The following is a 19756-nucleotide window of genomic DNA, read 5'->3' as shown; positions in this document are numbered from 1 at the left end:
TAGCTATGTGACCGGAGTTGTAACGCCGCAGAGTAACTGACAACTTAGTCAGAAAATACGATTTCATTTGGTTAACTACTTACGATATTTGAGCCTGAATACTGACCAATAGTTCACGCTATGGGGCTTTATGCTCCGGCAAAACCACCATTCATAGCATGTTGCTTTGGGCTCCGGTTCCTTGTCATAGCGAATCGTTTGTTTGAAAGAGTTGATACTTCTTTCAATCCAGATCTTACACATTAACACAGTCAATAGAAAAGTCGCCCTTTCCGAAATGAAAAAGACGACTTCCAGTATTTCTGATAGTTTCAGACTGTTTTGTGGTTCTTTAGTTCAAATGCTTAACCCGCTGGCGTAAATGTCAGCCTGACAGGCTCAGTTGCCGTGGTTTTCACCCCTTTTGCCTGCACCTGATAATCAGGGGACATTACATTGCCAGTGAGGCTGATCCGTGCGGTGATATCAAGACTCTCGATGGATGACAGCAGCTGTCCGCCCATCATCATGGCGCTGTTATCATCAAGCAAGACTTCCCTGGGGAGATCTCCAACACTCAGAGGCACAGCCACCAGCGGAGGCTGTTTGGCATCACCGGCTGGCCGGGCAAAGACCACCACCCGCGCATCATCTGGCAACTCACCCAGCTCAGGGGCCAGATCGATCATGACCCGAAGGGCAACCACGGTATCACCGAGCATTGAACGCGCCTGATTAATACCCGCACTCAATGACTGCCGGGCTGCGGGATCCACTTCATGGGTCAACGCCAGCTGCCAGGCGGTAATTGCTTCCTGATAGTTACCCCTGGTAAAGGCATCAATCCCCTTCAATCCCAATGCCGTGGTATTCTGGCTATCTTTCAGCAGTGTCTGCTGATAGAGCTCACGAATTTCAGGTGTAACCACATTATTACTGCTTAAAAATAGTACCTGCGCCAGTTCCGCAGTGACCTGGGGATGGCCATTACTGATTCTGGCAAGGTGCCGGTAGGTTTTAACTGCTTCCTCCAGCTTGCCTGTTCTCAGGTAATGGCTGCCCAGCATGAACAGCGCCTGATTATTCTCCGGCCGCTTGGCCACCCACTCTTTAAGTACCGTTTCCACCTGCTCACCATTGAGGTTGCCATTGTTCAGGGCGTTAACCACAGCAATCTCAGTGGTGGCACCCAGCTTGAAATAAAGGAATACAGCGGACACCGGCACAATCAGTGCAATCAGCAGAGCAAACCCGGGCTTTTTCAACAGGGAGTATGCACTTGCTTGCTGCTCATCACCTAACTCATCAGCCAGTTTCTGCTTTAACTCCAGTTTCAGCTTTTCCACTTCGTCTGACGACACCAGACCCTGTGCCAGCTGCCAGTCCAGATCTGCCATCTGGTCTCGGAAACTGGCAACATTTACCGACTCTTCAGACTCAGTATCATCCAGTGCTGACACGGCTGGCTTTATCAATGGCCAGACCGAAATCAGCACAGCAATGGCAATCAGCAATGCGGCTATTAACCAGAACTCCATCATTACTCTTTACCATCCGTTTTATTGTCTTTTGATGAGTGTGTGCTCAAATGGCCTGTCAGAAATCTATTCAGCTTTTTATCCAGTAACTCTTCTTCTGCGTTATGTCCATCGGGAGCCGCTTCTGCCGATTCCGAAACCGCTCCATTATGCTTGTGAACCACAACAACAAGTACTGCCAAACCAGCCAACAGCAGAAGCAAAGGCCCAAGCCAGAGTACCAGATTCACCCCGGAAATACGGGGTTTGTAAAGCACAAACTCACCGTAGCGGGAAAGCATAAAATCGATGACTGTCTGGTTGTCTGCGCCTTCATTCAACAGGCGGTGCACTTCCCGCCGAAGATCCTGGGCAATGGGCGCATTAGAATCGGCTATGGACTGGTTTTGACACTTTGGACAACGCAGTTCATTGGTCAGCTCGAAAAAGCGCTGTTCCTGTTCCGGTGTCGAAAACTCATAGGAGTCGATCACACCATAAGCTGTTCCCATAAACAGTACGGTCAACAGCACAACGATCAATCGGGAGGTTATGCGCTGTATCATCTGCCCCCCCCTTCACGGTTATTTGCCTGTGCCTTGAGCACTTGTTTTTGCAAGTGCCTGAACCTGGGCTCAAGGTCATTCTTCCAGACATTGGCATCAACAATGCCGACATGTTTATAACGGATGACGCCCTGATGATCGATCAAATAGGTTTCCGGTGCCCCGTAAACACCCAGATCAATGCCCAGTGAACCACTCTTATCATTGATACTGAAACGATAAGGGTCGTGCAGCGTCTTCAACCATTTTCTGGCTTCAGGCTGATCATCTTTGTAGTTCACACCGTAAATGGGTACGCCTTTATTGGCCAGATCCACCAGATAGGGGTGCTCGACACGACAGGCAGGACACCAGGTAGCCCAGACATTGATCAGGGCGACTTCACCCAGCAGGCTCTCTCTGGTCACTGCTCTGTCTGGATTTTTCACCGTTGGCAGCTCGAATGTTGGCAAAGGCTGATCCAGCAGGGCAGAGGGCAGCTCGCCCGGGTTCTCCCGGAACAGCGCCACATAAAACATCAGGCAAAGCCCGAGAAAAATCGCCAGTGGTAAAAACAGTTGCAATCGTCGCTTCATGCGCTGGCTACTCCCTCATTACCCAGTGGTCTCAATGCATTCACTTTCTGACGAACTTTCATTCTGTAGCGCCGGTCTGAGATCGCCAGCACACCACCCAGACCCATAAACAGGGAACCCAGCCAGATCCAGCGGACAAAGGGCTTGATATGAAGTCGCAATGCCCAGCTGCCGTCATCACCCAATGGTTCACCCAGGGCAACGTAAATATCGCGGGTTAATCCGGGGTCGATAGAAGCCTCGCTCATAGGCATTTGCTGTGCGGTATAGACTCGCTTCTCAGGATGTAACACCGCTATTTGACGACCATTTTTGTAGACAGTGACAGACCCATAGTTGGATGTGTAATTAGGGCCGGGCTGTAAACTGACACCATCAAAACGGAACTGATACTCACCAAGCGTTACCCGGTCATCCGGAGCCATGCGCAAATCACGCTGGCTGCTGTAGCCACTGGTGATGGCCACACCAACAATGGTGACTGCCAGCCCCAGATGCGCCAGATGCATTCCGTAATACGCTGGTTTCAACCGTTTTAACGCATCAACCAGCCCGGCTTTTGCCCGGGTGTTTCGGGTTTTATTCAGAATATCCCGGACCATGGTCAGCACGATCCACAGCACCAGGGCCATGGCCAGCACTTCACTGATCAGGAAATTTTTGGCCAAAGCGTCACCGTAGAACAGGCTGAACCCTAAACCACCCAGAATGGATACCAGAAAAGTCCATCGGGTCTGGCTGATCAGCCATTTCACGGAACCATTCTTCCAGTTGAGCAGAACCCCAAACCCCAGGGCAAACGCCAGCAACATGGCCATTGGCACAAAGACAAAATTGAAGTAAGGAGGCCCTACCGAAATCATGCCCATATCGAGGGATTCCAGCAGCAGCGGGAATAATGTTCCAAGCAGCACGGTAGCAGCACTGGCGGTCAGCAAAATATTATTGACCAGCAGCAGCGTTTCCCTGGAGGCCATGGAAAAGCTGATACGACTGCGTACCTCAGGGGCCCTGAGAGCAAACAGCGTCAGTGATGCACCTACGACAATCATCAGATAAAAGAGAATAAAAACACCTCGTTCCGGATCATTGGCAAAGGCGTGGACCGAGGTGAGCACACCGGAGCGAACCAGGAACGTGCCCAGCAGACTTAATGAGAAGGTAAAAATGGCCAGCAGTAACGTCCAGCTCTTAAACAGACCGCGTTTTTCTGTCACTGCCAGGGAGTGCATCAGCGCTGTTCCCACCAGCCAGGGCATCAGAGAAGCATTTTCCACCGGATCCCAGAACCACCAGCCACCCCAGCCAAGCTCGTAATAGGCCCACCAGCTTCCCAGGGAAATCCCCAGGGTCAGGAACACCCAGGCCACTGTCGTCCATGGCCTTGCCCATCGGGCCCAGGCGGTATCCAGCTGGCCACCCAGCAGAGCAGCAATGGCAAAGGCAAAGGCAACGGCAAACCCCACGTACCCCATGTACAGCATGGGAGGGTGGACGATAAGGCCAAAGTCCTGCAAAAGAGGGTTAAGGTCGGCCCCATCCTCCGGTGGGAAAGGCAGAATCCGGTTAAACGGGTTGGACGTCAGCAAGGTAAACAGCAAAAAGCCAACGGTAATCATCCCCATGACCGAGAGCACTCGGGCGACCAACTCAGGGGGCAGGCGGTCGCTCTTAACAGCCACCATCGCCATCCAGCCAACCAGAATCAGCACCCACATCAGCAGCGACCCTTCGTGCCCTCCCCAGGTGGCACTGACTTTATACTGTACCGGCAACAGGCTGTTTGAATGCCTGGCGACGTAATCCACCGAAAAGTCGTCGGTAATAAATGCCCAGACCAGACACAAGAACGAAAAGCCCACAAAGGCAAACAGTCCCCAAGACAGGGAGCGGGCCTGATTCATCAACCGGAGATTACCGGTGTAACTGCCCACCAGCGGAAAAATGCTGAGTAACAGACTCAGGCACAAAGCAATAATCAGAGCCAGCAGACCAGCTTCAGCTACCATCTTGCAAGCTCCTCAGCTCACTTTGAGCAGTGGTTTGTACCGCCGGCCTGGTGTAACCGGGATGTGCCTCATCAATGGCTTTCTGAACTTCCGGCGGCATATAGTTTTCATCATGCTTGGCCAGGACTTCCGTCGCCGCGAAAACACCGTCATCACCAAGCGTTCCGAGGGCAACTACACCAGAGCCTTCAACAAACAGGTCAGGCAGAATACCTTCATAGTGCACCGTCACCTCTCCGGCTCCATCCGTGATGCGAAAACTGACCTTTAGGCTTTTGGTATCACGCTCAACGGAACCCGGAACAACCAGGCCACCACCACGCATCCGCTGACCTGCCGGAGCTTCACCGGCAGCCATCTGAGCGGGTGAAAAGTAGTGATTAATGTTCTCGCGCAGCGCAAACAACATCAGAGCCACTGCCACCCCAACGCCTGCCAGCAGCAGTAATACGAGTATTAATCTCTGTTTGCGAACTGCATTCATTGAGCACTCCTCTCTACAGACTCAGAGCCTTCTTCCTGTCGCCCGGGGCGATGTTTTAGTTGTGTGTTTTCAGGGTTGGCAGAGCGATTCTCATTGTTATCACCTCTGCTTGTAGTGACCTCATTCACGATCACTTTTCTTTGCACCAATCGCTCTTGTCTTCTCACTTGTGCAGCTAACTGTGCGAGTATCCGCCGCCTTGCCATAAACGGTGCAATCAGATTGTAAGCAATCACGGCCAAAGCCATCGTGTAGGCACTCCAGACATAGAGGCCGTGCCCCTCCATGACCAGAAAACCGCTCCAACTGTCAAAATACATAGACATCAACTCACCAGCTCTTTTACCCAGCGGGTCTTTCTTTCACGACTGATAATTTCTATACGTAGACGAAGCACCATGACCATAGTAAAAAACAGATAAAATCCGAGAATGGCCAATAACAGGGGCCACAGCATTTCCGGGGCCATGGAAGGTTTTTCAGTCAGTTTCAATGTGGCGCCCTGATGAAGGGTATTCCACCAATCCACCGAAAACTTGATGATCGGGATGTTGACCACCCCCACCAGGCTGAGAATGGCGCAGGCTTTTGCGGCGGCCTCTGTGGTGTGGATGGCACCGCGCAGGGCAATAATACCGATATAGAGAAAGAGCAGAATCAGCATGGAGGTCAGGCGGGCATCCCATACCCACCAGGTCCCCCAGGTCGGTTGCCCCCAGATGGCTCCGGTAACCAGAGAGAGTATGCAGAAAGAAGCCCCGACAGGTGCCATGACTTTCAGCGCCATATCCGCCAGTTTGATTCGCCAGATCAGGGTTACAGCAGCGGCTGTTGCCATCATCATATAGATCGACTGGGCAAGGAACGAAGCAGGCACATGAATAAAGATGATGCGGTAACTGTTGCCCTGCAGGTAATCCGGAGGGGTAAACGCCAGCCCCCAGGCAAGCGCCACCAATATCAGCACCAGGGAGGACACCTGAAGCCAGGGCAACCACTTACCGCTGATATCATAAAACCACTTGGGAGAACCCAACTTATGAAAAAACGTCCAGTTCATACTCTTGTTCTACTTACTGAGGCCGCCACCAATGCGACCTGATTTTGCAGGGATTCTCTGCAGGCAGAGAGTGCTGGAAATCTCTCCACTTTTCAAGAAATTGCCTGAATAAAGACACGTCTCTTTACCGTATACTGAAACATATTCATTACTCATTAATTACCCTTAATGCCCCGGCAATCGCCAGTGGTGCCAGACATATCCCAAGTATCAGGAACACAGACAACCAGAGAATATGACCTGTATACGGCATGTTTTGCATTGCAGCACTAACGGCCCCTGTGGCAAAAATCAGCACCGGTATGTAAAGCGGTAACGAAAGCAGGGTCAGCAACACGCCGCCACGTTGGACTTTTACCGTTAAGGCAGCACCGATGGCTCCTGCCAGACTGAGTACTGGTGTTCCCAATAACAGCGTCATCATAAGAGGAGAAAAAGCTTCAGATGGCAGATGCAACATAATGGCCAGCAATGGTGCCATTAGTGTTAAACAAAAACCGCTGGTTAACCAGTGACTGAACACCTTGGCCAATACCAGTAAGGGCAGCGGATGTGGCGACATCAGTAATTGGTCCAACGCCCCGTCGTCCTGGTCGCTTTTAAACAATGAGTCCAGCGACAGCAAAACAGCCAGTAGAGCACCAATCCAGATAATGCCTGCTGCCAGTTCTGACAACACCTCCCGATCCGGCGCAATCCCAAGGGGAAATAAAGTAGCCACCATCAGAAAGAACGCCATGGGATTAATGGCCTGACCGGGTGACCGGAACGTGAGCGTCAGGTCCCGGCGAATCAGGGCCAGGCAGGCTGAGAAACCGCGCATGGATGGCTGGTCAACCCTGGACATCTTGCCCCCTCTCACCATCAACACTCCTTTCTTCGCCAAAGTGCTCCACATTCAACTTACGCAGTTTTCCCTGACGATCATTCAAGGGTTGATGGCTGGTAACCAGCACCATACCTCCCTGATGGGTGTGCTCATCAAAAAGTCTCTCCAGCCAGGAGACACCTTCAATATCAATCGCAGTGAATGGTTCATCGAGAATCCAGAGCCGTGCCGGGCTGGCAATCAACCCGGCAAACGCCACCCGCCTTAACTGCCCGGCGGATAGATGGCTACAGGGAATATCTTCATAACCGGCAAGCTGGACCCGATCAAGGGCAGCGAGCAATACTTCCCGATTGATGATGGTATTGGCCAGTCTGGCTCGCCAGACAAGATTTTCAAGAGGCGTCAGATCCAGTTTCAGCCCTGGTTTATGGCCAAGAAAAAAACAGTCAAGACGAAAGTCAGCATACACTGCCGATAAAGGCTGGTCGTTCCAGAAAATATCGCCACTCAAACTGGATGAAAAGCCAGCAATGATGCGAAGCAGCGATGTTTTACCAGCACCGTTGCGCCCCTCAATCTGGAGTATTTCTCCACTACCAAGCTGAAAGGACAGGTTACTGAACAGCAGCCTGTCGTCCCGCTCACAGCTCAACTGAACCACATTAAGCAAAGCGAACTCCTGAATCCAAAAGCGTGTATCGCCGAGACCCTGATTCGCAAAGCAGCACAGCCATGAGCAATGAAAAGCCCTGCTTTCCAAGATGTCCCTATATAGCGTTGGTTGGCGATTATATCAGGAAATTTTACTGACTGCGGGGGTAAATAGTGTTCATTACAAGTATTGAAGAAGCCCGGAAAGGTCTCAGAGCATACCGATCTTCACTCCCATTAGAGAAAGTAAAGATAGAGGGCATTTGAAAACGGGTACAGAAGGAAAGTATTTGCAAGGATCAAGGCGTTGTTACTGCGCCATAACCCCTGTGGTGTAGGACTCACCCACAACATCAGACTTCAATGTCACCGGATAATCCAGGGCTAACCAGGAGTAATAACCGTCCCTGAGAAAAAACACCCGTTCATAACCCCATAATGCGGCCAGATAACTGCCAATGGCCCCTCTCATATGGTATGTACTGTTACCGTAGATCACGATAGGGGTCTCTTTTTCCAGAACCCCCGGAACCAGCAGCTGACGAAACCCACCCCTTAGATCAAGGCTGTGAGATCCGTCTACGTGTCCATATTGCCACTGTTGATAGGGACGCACATCGATAAAGAGCGCGCCAATATCATGAAGGCGTTTTGCCTGGTGGGTATTGATGGTAATCACACCATTAATTTCTTCTGGTGCTTCTTCCTGAGCCGGAAGAATAAAGGAGAGTGCCGACAACAGAATGGCGGCCGAGATAGAAGTCCATTTCATATTATGCAGGTCCGTTATTAAACAACTTAATAAAAGAAGTATATGGAGCTAAGACCCACTCACTTGGAACAATAAGAAACTAAAAATAAAATGTTCAAAGCTATGCAGCATATAACCGGCATATATTTCTGAAAATAGATCAACTCAACTGAACGCTGTCAAAATCAAAAAAGAAAACGCCCCTTTTCCCGACGCTTGACCATATTTCGTCACTGCCCTGTTAAAACGGTGTGGCTGAGACGTTAACTCAGCCAGTTTTGCAACCGTGACCTTAAACGCAGTGCAGCCTGAGAATGAATTTGGCTGACTCTTGATTCACTGACCCCTAACACTTTACCAATCTCTTTCAGATTCATCTCTTCATCATAATAAAGCATCAATACCAGCTTTTCTCTTTCAGGCAGTTTATCAATGGCTTCAATCAGTGCTGTTTTAAATTTTTCTTCCTGAATATCTGCTGAGGGCCCCCTGTCTCCTGAGCGAGCCTGCATTCTTGATTCTTCACTGTCAAACAACTCTTCATAACTAAAAAGACGACACCCTCTTAAATCACTCAGAATGGTGTAATACTCATCAATTTTCACATCAAGCTCTTTGGCGACTTCAGAATCCCGGGCATCTCTTCCCAGTTTCGCTTCAACAACCTGGACCGCTTCAGTAATACGACGACTGTTGCGATATACTGATCTTGGCCCCCAGTCCCCTTTTCGAATTTCATCCAGCATTGCGCCACGAATTCGAATACCGGCAAACGTTTCAAAACTGGCACCTTTGGATGCATCATATTTTGAAGCTGCTTCAAGCAACCCAATCATTCCTGACTGGACCAGATCATCAATCTGAACACTGGCGGGCATTCTTGCGGCGAGATGATTGGCAATTCTTTTTACCAATGAGCGATGTTTTATCACCATCTCTTCCATGTTCAGTGTCGTTTTTTGTGCCGACTTGGTTTGCACGTCCTGTGCTGTCTCTGTCATGATTAGATCCTCTCCTTGATCCTACCAGGCAAAAAGAATTCTATACGACCTTTTGGCTCAGGCACCGGTAATTTTGCTAGCTGATGTCCAATTCTGTGAAACGCTCTTGCAGCCCGACAATCGTTACTGACAGTCAACAGTGCCGACTGCTGTAATACCGCTTCACTTACAGCCTTATCATGTGGAATTGCCCCCAGATAGCTTAAAACTATCTGTTTGTCGTCTTTCAGATACTCCTGTAATTTCTCAAACTGTTTAGCACCGCCTCTTCTGCTGCTCACCAGATTAACAACAATATAAAACTGGTGAACATTGAAAACCCGATACAGAAGCCTTATCTGTCGAACAGCATCAATAACAGACACGTCTTCCTGACTGACGACAACGACCACCTCTGTTGCCGCCTGAATGAGAGTTACATTATCCGGGGCCAGGCCCGGAGCCGTATCAATAATCAAAGTATCCAGATCTGACGCAAGATCATCCATGTCCTGAATCAATTCTACTGCCTGAATAATTTGAATACTGTCTTTCCAGTCTCCCTGAGCAGTCGGTGTAAATACCCTTACACCCGACGGACCATCCAACAGTCCTTTCTGCTGATCGCCCGAGCTCTCAGTCGCGAGCTCATCTTCAGCAGGAGATGAAAAAATAAAATCAGACGACAATTGTTCTTTTAAACCTTCTTCATTCATCCCGAGGGTGAACTCAACATCTGGTACAGAAAGATTACCATCCATCAAAACGACACGCTGACCCAGCTTTGCCATCGCCAGGGCAAGGTTTACTGCAACTACGGTTTTACCGACACCTCCTTTACATCCTGAAACCGCAATCACTCTTTTCTTTGCTTGCGCCATCGTTCTCACTTTAATTTTTCAATTGCTCAGAAAATGCATATAGAAAAACGACAAAATATACATATCAATGAACATGCCAACTTTGATTTGAAAAATAAAAACAGCTACCAAACCCCAAAAAAATACATAAAGAAAAATAAAAAAACACAACCACCTGTTTTTTAACAACTTTCTAAAACAACACCGATTTCATTTCGCTATTTTTTTGACATAGATTAATTTTCGGTTGCTTAGAAAATATCTTGAACACTTTTTTGAACTTTCTAAAAAGATAGTTATTTGACAGTGTCACTTTATAGTGACGCAAAAATGGCAGCATTTGACCGACAAAACAGGGAAGAAAAAAACCAGATCGTGACATAATGTCGATTAGCGCATTCATTAAATATGCAAATAAAGGATTACCTGCAAACCAATCAGCAACAATTATCGAACAGTGGAGCAGCAAGAAGAAGAAGGGAGTCGAAGTACAACAGAACAATTCAGAAACAAAAACCGTAAAGCAGCAATTCAGTAAATCCGAGAATGAATCTGTTAGCAAAAAAAATGGCTACAAAATATGTAGCCATTTTTTCTGCACCACTGAATATCAGGTTTTCACAGAATCCTCATATCTCTGCAGACCATACTTGCGCATTTTTTCCACCAGGGTCGTTCGCCGAATCTGCAACTTGTCTGCTGCCCTGGCAACAACACTATTACAGTCACTCAGTGCCTGCTGAATCAAACTCTTTTCCAGTCGGGTCAGATATTCCTTAAGGTTCAACCCTCCTACCGGCAGTACCGCAAGGTCTTCCGAAGTAGCAGCACCGGCTGGCTGGATACTGTCTGGAAATAAATCAGCCACACCATCATCTTCCTGGCTGATCAAATCGAGATGACAAAAACTTTCTGGCAGATCCTGAACACCAATAACCCCATAGGGATACATAATCGCCAGGCGCTCCAGAAGATTGGCCATTTCCCGGACGTTACCCGGCCAGTCATGCCGACAAAGCGATAATATTGCCGCGGAACTGAGTCGGATTGATCCCCTGGCCTGCTTTTCCATATTATGGGTCAGCTCATTAATCATCAGCGGAATATCTTCAGGCCGCTCTTTCAACGAAGGCATCTCAATGGGAAATACATTCAAACGGTAATAAAGATCTTCTCTGAAGCTTCCCTCAGTGATCATACTTTCAAGATTCTTATGGGTTGCAGCAATAATTCGAACATCCACCTCAATAGGCTCTGTTCCACCAACCCGTTCGAAGGTTCTCTCCTGCAGAACCCTGAGCAACTTGACCTGCATGTGCAGAGGCATATCACCTATTTCGTCAAGAAACAGTGTGCCACCCTGGGCCAGCTCGAACCGTCCCTTGCGACTGGTCACAGCACCGGTGAAAGCCCCCTTTTCATGGCCAAAGAGCTCACTTTCTAACAGATCAGTGGGGATAGCACCGCAATTGACCGGAACAAATGGCGCACTTCTGCGATAGGAATGCTCATGAAGATTGCGGGCAACCACTTCTTTGCCGGTGCCGGACTCACCGGTGATCAAAACATTGACGTCCCGATCCGCCACCTGGGCCATGGCGGCCCGAACTTTCCGGATACGCTCACTCTTGCCAACCAGTCCACGGAACAATTGTACCTGCTGGTTGTAGCCAGTCTGGTGTGCCTGACGCCACTGCTCACGGTAGACCTGACCATAATGCAAACTGGATAAAAGTTGCGGCTTGCTGCATGGCCAGTCAACCCGTGCAATGATTTGCCTGGCCAGTGCTAACGACAGATTGTCTGGCAGTGACTCCGCAATCCGGATAACCGGAACGCCACCACACCAGCCCTGGACTCTGGAAAGCATTCCCTGCAGGGAGCTTTCTGCCTGTAAAAAATCACCTAGAAATAAGGCACTGAAGGTTTCCGGGGGATAAGCACTAACGGCATCTTCCCAGTAGGCTGCACTGATAGCCACGGTGTGATAGCCCATAAACTGCAAAATAGTGCTGAAGTCATGCCGACGCTGCTCCGCGTCTTCAATGATGAGTACCTGCTCAGCTGTTTCCATAAGACGACGATCCTTGTCATCCGATTAATTTTTTACAGCGTAGATACAAATTTTCGAAATTAAATTACTTCTTATTATTTCAGTAAATAACCAAAAAGTGAGTTCGTCAAATTTTTGTTTGTTTTTTATTTCAAAAAATCATAAAAGAAAATTATTTAAACCATATCCTTTATTCATGGGAGCCTCTCCTATAAATAGTTAGAAGCCCCCGAACCAGCTTAAATCCCACTGGCTTTCAGGTACGCCTCCACATTCTGTCGCATATGGGCAGGATTGATGGTGCCAACAATAGCTGAAGAAACCGCCGAGTGTGAAAACACCAGTTTCATACTTTCCAGAACGGGGTCCTGTCCTGACAGGCAGGCATGACCACTGGCCAGGGCCTTCTTGATAAAGATGCCTTTGCCATGTTCCAGCGCATAGTCCAATACCGGCTTTTCGCCCTGTTCGTTCAGGTTATAGGTCACCATGGCAACGTCGGAATGTTCCAGCGCCAGGATGCCACCGGCAACCGTTTTGGAGGACATACCCGAAGCGAGGATTTTCCCCTCCTTTTTCAGATCAGCCAGCACTTCCAGGCAACCTGTCTGCTCAATGATATTGACATCATCACCATTGGAATGCACCAGCAGCAATTCAATCACATCGGTATTCAGGCGCTTCAGGCTCCGCTCGACACTGAAGCGGATATGCTGCTCAGAAAAATCAAAATAAGACTCCCCCTGACCATTTTCAACAGTGACAAACTCCTCACCAACCTTGCTGCAGATGACCCACTGTTCACGCAGCCCTTTATGTTTGGCAAACAACTGACCAAGGCGTTCCTCGCTGGTGCCGTAGGCCGGAGCCGTATCCAGCAGGTTCATGCCCAGGGTATGGGCCAGGGTAAGCAGATCCAGCATTTCACGGTCATCAGGAATCGTAAAATGTTCCGGGTACTTTACGCCCTGATCCCGGCCAAACTTAACGGTGCCGAAACCCAGCGGTGACACTTCAAGATCAGTACCGGCTATCTGCTTTTTAACAAGACACTGACTCATGATGTCTTCCCTTGTGCAAAATGTCCCTGCCAGAAGTTTGGACAGATATCAGGCCGGGAAAATCCTTCAGGCATATCGCAATTGTTATCAGTCGCTGGACGAATATTATCCTCCTGCAGCAAACGAACCACTTCATCAGAGAGGTTAGGAGCCAGTGCCAGCTTAGTCGGCCAGGTGACAATACCATTAGCCACCGGCTGACAAAATGCCGCATCCGGACGAAGCAGGCGGCTCTGTTTGGGCTCAGCACGATTGACCCGCAAGGTGTCCCACTCAGCCTGGCTCAGGTCTACCCAGGGCAACAGCGCTTTCAGCTCTTTTTTTGCCGTGGCAATCAATTCTTCAGCAGACTGTTTGACACCATCTTCCGCAATGCCTCCGCCGAGATACCAGACCCACTTGCCATCGGCATCCGGATGGCTGGTAATGGTCATTCTCGGCAGTGGTGTTGTGCCAAGACAATGGGCGTAGATAGGTTCAGGATGGGAATGACGAACCATGACCATCTGCAGGGGACGTACCTGCATTTTTGGATGACTGACACCCCAGGTATTCAATAGCGCCTCAGCGCCTTCACCCGCAGCCAGCACAAACCGTTTGGCTTGTAACAGGGTGGTCTGACCATTGCTATCCGCCAGGGCAACAGCGTCAATCTCACCGTTGGCATTGGTTAACAACCGGGCATTACCCTGCTCACTCCAGTCTACTTTCAGCGTTTTATCTTCCAGGCCACTGACCAGCGCCTGGGTAACGGTGGCAATATCCAGAACAATTTCATTGAGCTGATATACCTTTCCGCGGAAACCATCATGTTTGAAAATGGCTGGAAACTGCTCACTGGTTAATGCATCAACCCGTCCACGAAGCGCTTTGCTGGCAAAGAAAGAGGTCAGTCGTGAGCCAATATCACCTGGCGACCAGAGATAGTGGTATTCAGACAGAATACGGGCCGAACGGAGATCCGGATCCACCTCCCCACCCTTGCCAGCCAGGGCATTACGCCAGCGCTCCGGCATACCGGCAATGGCCTGGGAAGCATTGGTTAACTGACCTGTTAACGTGTATTTTGTACCGCCATGAACAATGCCCTGGGATTTTATGGTCTGACCACCGCCCAGAGCATTCTGCTCCAGCAACAGGGTTCGATAGCCCAGAGTATTCAGGGTGCGAAATAACCAGAGACCGGCAATACCACCGCCAATCACCACCACATCGGCTTCAACAGTTTGAGACATAAGAGAGTTCAACTATCTGAGATGACCTGAAACGGACGACATTATAACATAGCTCACAGTATGAATAGTCAGGCAGAAAAATACCGTGATCGAACGTTCTGATTCATGACCAGTCACTGATGAACGGATTCGTACTCAAGAACTTTCTATTAATTCCAGGGTCAATAGATTTAGTTTCTACGTTTATCAGGATGTATCCATGCCCCCTATTCATTCAACGCTCTTTATCGCCCCACACCCTCAAATTACGTCCGCAGCAGGGGCGCAACAATCCGTATCATCCTCCCAAACTGATCAACCATCGGCAGTAGCCATGGGTATACCACAGCCCCCCCATGAGACAATCCCTGATATTGATTATGGTCATATTATTCAGCAAATTATCAGCACATCAAACCTGTCAGGAACCTGGTCACATCAAAGCATTGAACATCTCACTCAATGTTTTGATTTAAAGATCCAGGCCAAAGTCATTACCCTTCTTGAAGACGCAGCAGCATTCAGGCAGCTTCCACCATTGCGACAGCAAATTGCCGGGCATCTGGAGCACCTTCGGAATTTTTTCCATGAACATGGCGGGGATGCCAATACTATTGAAACAGCCATTGCCAACCATGCTGATCAACAGGCGGAGAAAAAAGCTGCCATTGAGAAACGAAAGCTGATCAGTCACTGGCTTCATTGGGACCAACACGAAGTCGATCAGTTAGCCGCAAGCACTCTGACAGACACCTATCGGGAGTGCAAAAGTGATAAGCACCTGGGCGATAGCGTCAGGGCCAGGCTCTCTCATTTAATAGAACTTGCTGAAGTACAATCTGAGTTCAGAGAGATGTATACGGTAGACATTGGCTACCAACAGACTCCCTATGAAACCGAGGGGCGTTTCCTGATCAAAATTCCCGATGGCAATCATGCGCTTGGCTATAGCTTTTTCGACCTGCTCTTCAGCCAGAACTTACTGCATGATGTGGAAGCAAATTATGATGGAGAAACCGGATTTTCATTAACTAAAGATCAAATGATCAAACTAAGTGAGCATCTGGAAGAATTAAACAAATGGTATGACGACTTTTTATGTATAGTGGGTGACCTGCTAGGGGTGGATGACAGTATTTCAGAGGATAGCGCAGATCATTTTGTCAGCATCGGAAAAAAATCAATAGCCGAAATTCTCAGAAATCCAATACGTATGACAACAGCGTGTCAACGCTTGATTAGCCCTTTACCGCAGGCACAACCCTGTCTGCTGTTCAATACCCTTTCCATAAATCTTGAGAATCATGATGACAGGGACTTCCTGAAGGACAAGTTTGAATCAATTTACGCAGAACTTGCGATGTATGGTGCTAACGGAGAACCCAAGCGGTTTCTGCGCGGAACCTACAGCACCAATCTGAATGTTGCACAGTTACGTCTCATTTGTCCGCACCTCAATAAATTATTAAAGCTTCAACAATTGCTGAAAGAGGTGACAAGTACCAGAAGCCTGCGCACTGCCATTGACTCATTGAAGGAAATGGGAATAAGCGAACTGGACTCCATAAAACTTTATAAATCAGCTTTACTCTATGAGATTTACCAACAAATAAAAGGTACCAATAGCCCTCCGGCATTACTTTCCATTCAAAACCACTTGACGAACATCCAACACATTTCAGGGATTGAGGAGAAATCGCTGAAACTTTGCCATGACCTTTTACGGCATCACGCAGTATGCTATTTCAGGAAACCGGCAGATCAACCGGTCATTGACGAGGAGCAACTCTACGCGATCTACGGCAATAACGAGAGGGATGTCATGTACGCGGGGAGACAGCTGCACAGGAATATCAAGGCTCTGTGCCAGACACTCCGGGATTGCCATGCGTATCAGCAATACAAAGCCAGCAACCCAGGGGTTGATGGAGCGTTGGCCGCATTGGAAAGAAACTTTATCCAGCGGCTTAATCGCTATTCAGGCATGAGGGATCATGGCTACAGCGGTCGCAGGATGGTTGACGAGTCTGTTGAGTATTTTGAAATGTTTGTCAGCCAGTTATTCTATGCAGAAATTTACAACCTGACAGACAACTCAATCAGCCATGCGCTAAATAATCTTGTCGCTATAGTTGGCAATGATTTAGAAGGCTGCAACGAAGGTTTTTCAGGCCGAATACAATCGCTGTTACTTCCGTTGATTTCTGGCAGTAACAGCCACATAAAGGATTCTATTCAGCAATTTTTGCAAGACAGCGTTACAGCATCTCTTGCCAGTGCCATTGGATACAGTAGTGAATCCTCCATGGCAGCTCGCTGTCAGGAGCAAGTTAATCACTTTACAGGGCTGTCCATCGCCTCCGGCCGGGCTCAAGCTGATGCCTATGAGAACCTCACGCCTGAAAGTCAGCAAACCATTAGCCATCTTTTGCACTCCCACTACACCCCCGTTTCGCTTTATCAACATGTTTATCGTTTTGTATCCGATGAGTTCTGGCGTCTTAATCACGAGAGAAATGATGATGACATTTATCAACTGATGCACTTGCTCGGTTTTGGGGCTGATCAATCACCAGGTGCTGATAATGAGACATATCGAGAACAGATTGATCGACAATACCGGGTTAGGGGTAATGCACTCAATCGCTGGCAATACGCACTCTTTCAGCAGGATCTGCCCAAGCACCTTGTTGACTATCTGGTTAAAGAGCAATTCATCGATGCTAAAGGTCCGAATGAGAACGATGGCTTATATATCCATCGGGAAGCTTCACAAGGCAGTGATAAAATCATGCAGCCACGTCGCCCGACTGCAACCGTCGGCATGCAGGAGACCAGTCAATTGGAAGCTGAGCGTCGATTTGGTTTTCAACCAGAGAGCAGGCTGGCTCAGGCTGGATACAGAGTTGAAACATCATAGCACATGGTTTCAATGAGTTTGACGTGCACAATCTCCGTTCACTCTGAGCGTCCTTCGGCTCCGCTCAGGATGCACGGAAGAAGGGTGCTTGGCACGATCTATCAGAGTCCGGAGTTTCCGCCTTTAGCCCCTATGGGTCCTTCGACAGGCTCAGGACGAACGGAGTGCGGAGACACGCCAACCCGTCAAACTCATTGAAACCATGTAATAGGGTAGCAAGATGATAGCGGCCACGACAGGTATCCCCCACGCTTACACTGCGCTGACAGAAGCGGAAAATCGTTCACTCCCCGGCAATAATCAGTTATCCGAACGGAACTGCTTATCTCTTGTTGATCAGTTTTTTCAGACTGAAATTCAATCCTGCAGGGAAAAAATGGATAGAAGTCCACTCTGGGATACTTTCAAAGCACTGCCAGATACCTTCCTGGCGTATATATACGCCGAAAAAACCCGGTTGGCGATGGCAGAAGAGAGCCGGTACGTTGTTAATGAAAATCAACAGATCGTTGCCGGGTTTCATCATGGGTATGAAGCCAGCGATGATCAATATCATCCTGGCACTTTCCAGCCGTTTATGATGAAAGGCTACTGGATTCCCTGTTCTGAAGGAAAACTGTTTCAGCTCCGCAAAGGGCATTGCTCAATCACGCGCACGGTTGAAGGTCAGGATCAAATCCTGTATCTGGTGCACCCAAAATCCACAACGCTGTTTGCCCCCCTGATATCAAAATATCAGCATACACAGGTTGATGTTCCCGCTTTAGCATTGAGCTCATTCAGAACCTTGTTGATCGCCTTGCCCGCTGGCGGCACAACAGAATTTGCCATGGTCAAAGTCAGCCTGAATGAGGAAATAGGGGGTGTTCGCAGGTTGCTTTATCAAAAAGAGTGTGCAGCCAGCGTAGCGAATTCGTCGGTATTAAAAAATAAACAAACAGAGAAGTTTACGTGTCTGGAAGAAAATTTATCCTTCGTTCCTGATGCCCACCTGATTGACCCGAAAGAAGAAGCCGTACAGCTATCCGGTGCCGGTATGATCCATAGACCTGTTCCGGAATTATTCACGACTCAAAGCCACTACATTATCCCACTGTATGCACTGTTTGGCGTAAACAACTGGCCTTTGCTCAATGCCCTGATTGAACAAAGTCAAACAACACCTACCCAGTTTATTACCGATGCATTACTCAGGCCCATTGCGCAAGAAATGGTTGATCACATTTACAGGCAGCGCTTTTATCTTGAGTTCCATGGCCAGAACGTATTGTTGAAGCTGACCATGGATCACAACGATTTACCCGCTATTGATTTTATCTACCGTGACATGGGCGGCGTGAACTGCCGCCTGAGTGACGTTCAGCTAAAACAGCTGCCGGAGCATCTCCGTGATCATGCCCAGTACTGGGAACCAAACTTTATTCCTGATGCCGCCGTCATAATGGAGGGTATCGCCAAAAAAGTACTGTTTAACCTGACGAAAGTCTTTTTTAAATCAGAGCCCACCACCAGGGACCCGGAATTTTGTTGTTGGCGTGCAAAAATGACTGTCTATGGCTACCAGGATAACTGGACACTGCCAGGAGCCGATGGGCACACAGATAACCATCGAACGCGCCATACCCCAAAGACTTTTTACCGCTATGGGTATTTTGAAAAAATATTTGCCCGGGAATTGCTTGAAGTGATGACCCGCCACGGTATTTTCCTGAACATCAAAAGAAGCTGCCCTGACTATGACTACTCATTTTTTATGGATAAAATAGGCAACATCGACTCCTGTAACACACCCTGCGTAGAGTTTGAATGGTTTTCTGAACTGGTAAAAATGACACTTCCTCATTATTTCCAGCATCAGGATGCATACTCCCGAAGAAAGAATATCAAAGTGGTAAGACCGTAAGAGGCTCCTGATACTAAGTAGTTGGCCAAATGGAATCGTATATTTCTGGCTAAGTGGGCAGTTACTATGCAAGGCACAACGCAGGGAGCATAGCCGTAGCTATGTGACCGTAGTTGTAACGCCGCAGAGTGACTGCCCACTTAGTCAGAAAATACGATTTCATTTGGTTAACTACTTATGCCTGTAATCTCAGAAAGCAATTTCTGCACCTCCTGGAGTGGCGGTAAAGATGCCTGTTTTGCGCTCTGGCAATCCACCCAAAAAGGGCTGCCCCCAACCTGCCTGCTGACCATGCTCAACGGTGATAAAGACCAGACCAGTTAACAATATCTGTCACCTGA

18 protein-coding genes are annotated in these 19756 nt (G+C 48.6%); 3 read left to right on the top strand and 15 right to left on the bottom strand.

All coding sequences use genetic code 11. The features are described 5' to 3' along the window. Positions 1–344: 344 nt before the first annotated feature. From ccmI to CX664_RS06275, 15 genes are all read right to left on the bottom strand, one after another. Positions 345–1520, bottom strand: a complete 1176-nt coding sequence (ccmI, locus tag CX664_RS06350; RefSeq protein WP_101745921.1) for a c-type cytochrome biogenesis protein CcmI — start codon at positions 1518–1520, stop codon at positions 345–347. Beyond that, positions 1520–2062 carry a cytochrome c-type biogenesis protein gene (locus CX664_RS06345; protein ID WP_101745920.1) on the bottom strand — a complete coding sequence of 181 codons (543 nt, stop codon included), beginning with the start codon at positions 2060–2062 and terminating at the stop codon, positions 1520–1522. Before CX664_RS06345 ends, ccmI begins: the two co-directional genes overlap by 1 nt. Further along, positions 2059–2637, bottom strand: a complete 579-nt coding sequence (locus CX664_RS06340) for a DsbE family thiol:disulfide interchange protein (protein ID WP_101745919.1) — start codon at positions 2635–2637, stop codon at positions 2059–2061. Before CX664_RS06340 ends, CX664_RS06345 begins: the two co-directional genes overlap by 4 nt. Continuing rightward, the gene (locus CX664_RS06335) at positions 2634–4646 is read right to left on the bottom strand and encodes a heme lyase CcmF/NrfE family subunit (protein ID WP_101745918.1); all 2013 of its coding nucleotides are present in this window, start codon (positions 4644–4646) and stop codon (positions 2634–2636) included. The genes CX664_RS06340 and CX664_RS06335 overlap by 4 nt, the downstream gene beginning before the upstream one ends. Beyond that, positions 4636–5130: a cytochrome c maturation protein CcmE gene (gene ccmE, locus CX664_RS06330; protein ID WP_101745917.1), complete on the bottom strand. Its 495-nt coding sequence runs from the start codon at positions 5128–5130 to the stop codon at positions 4636–4638. The genes CX664_RS06335 and ccmE overlap by 11 nt, the downstream gene beginning before the upstream one ends. Beyond that, positions 5127–5456, bottom strand: a complete 330-nt coding sequence (gene ccmD / locus CX664_RS06325; RefSeq protein ID WP_241693359.1) for a heme exporter protein CcmD — start codon at positions 5454–5456, stop codon at positions 5127–5129. The genes ccmE and ccmD overlap by 4 nt, the downstream gene beginning before the upstream one ends. Further along, the gene (locus tag CX664_RS06320; RefSeq protein ID WP_101745916.1) at positions 5456–6190 is read right to left on the bottom strand and encodes a heme ABC transporter permease; all 735 of its coding nucleotides are present in this window, start codon (positions 6188–6190) and stop codon (positions 5456–5458) included. The genes ccmD and CX664_RS06320 overlap by 1 nt, the downstream gene beginning before the upstream one ends. A gap of 148 nt (positions 6191–6338) precedes the next feature. After that, positions 6339–7055, bottom strand: coding sequence for a heme exporter protein CcmB (gene ccmB, locus CX664_RS06315; protein WP_420810347.1), 717 nt, complete (start codon positions 7053–7055; stop codon positions 6339–6341). After that, on the bottom strand, positions 7024–7683 hold the full coding sequence (ccmA, locus tag CX664_RS06310) for a cytochrome c biogenesis heme-transporting ATPase CcmA (protein ID WP_241693360.1): 660 nt from the start codon (positions 7681–7683) through the stop codon (positions 7024–7026). The genes ccmB and ccmA overlap by 32 nt, the downstream gene beginning before the upstream one ends. A gap of 300 nt (positions 7684–7983) precedes the next feature. Further along, entirely contained in the window at positions 7984–8445 is a 462-nt protein-coding gene (locus CX664_RS06305; RefSeq protein ID WP_101745914.1) for a rhodanese-like domain-containing protein, read from the bottom strand. A 242-nt stretch (positions 8446–8687) separates the two neighbouring features. Further along, positions 8688–9425 (bottom strand): RNA polymerase sigma factor FliA, encoded by a 738-nt coding sequence (locus CX664_RS06300; RefSeq protein ID WP_101745913.1) that lies wholly within the window; start codon positions 9423–9425, stop codon positions 8688–8690. A 2-nt stretch (positions 9426–9427) separates the two neighbouring features. Beyond that, positions 9428–10285, bottom strand: a complete 858-nt coding sequence (locus CX664_RS06295; protein ID WP_101745912.1) for a MinD/ParA family ATP-binding protein — start codon at positions 10283–10285, stop codon at positions 9428–9430. Between the two features lie 589 nt (positions 10286–10874). Further along, positions 10875–12338 (bottom strand): sigma-54 dependent transcriptional regulator, encoded by a 1464-nt coding sequence (locus tag CX664_RS06285; protein WP_101745910.1) that lies wholly within the window; start codon positions 12336–12338, stop codon positions 10875–10877. A 218-nt stretch (positions 12339–12556) separates the two neighbouring features. Beyond that, on the bottom strand, positions 12557–13378 hold the full coding sequence (locus CX664_RS06280) for an aldo/keto reductase (RefSeq protein ID WP_101745909.1): 822 nt from the start codon (positions 13376–13378) through the stop codon (positions 12557–12559). Then, complete coding sequence (locus CX664_RS06275) at positions 13375–14613, bottom strand: NAD(P)/FAD-dependent oxidoreductase (RefSeq protein WP_101745908.1); 1239 nt, start codon at positions 14611–14613, stop codon at positions 13375–13377. The genes CX664_RS06280 and CX664_RS06275 overlap by 4 nt, the downstream gene beginning before the upstream one ends. A gap of 199 nt (positions 14614–14812) precedes the next feature. Here CX664_RS06275 and CX664_RS06270 point away from each other — a divergent pair, with 199 nt between their 5' ends. From CX664_RS06270 to CX664_RS26250, 3 genes are all read left to right on the top strand, one after another. Continuing rightward, on the top strand, positions 14813–17512 hold the full coding sequence (locus CX664_RS06270) for a hypothetical protein (protein ID WP_145999861.1): 2700 nt from the start codon (positions 14813–14815) through the stop codon (positions 17510–17512). A 376-nt stretch (positions 17513–17888) separates the two neighbouring features. After that, positions 17889–19415, top strand: coding sequence for an IucA/IucC family protein (locus CX664_RS06265; protein ID WP_163370025.1), 1527 nt, complete (start codon positions 17889–17891; stop codon positions 19413–19415). Between the two features lie 177 nt (positions 19416–19592). Continuing rightward, a complete protein-coding gene (locus CX664_RS26250) occupies positions 19593–19739 on the top strand; it encodes a hypothetical protein (protein ID WP_163370027.1) in 147 nt (48 codons plus the stop codon). Positions 19740–19756 lie beyond the last annotated feature (17 nt).

The sequence above is a fragment of the Endozoicomonas acroporae genome (genome assembly GCF_002864045.1).
Lineage (GTDB): Bacteria > Pseudomonadota > Gammaproteobacteria > Pseudomonadales > Endozoicomonadaceae > Endozoicomonas > Endozoicomonas acroporae.
Note: the sequence above shows the minus strand (reverse complement) of the source record. Positions and strands in the feature narration are given on the sequence as shown.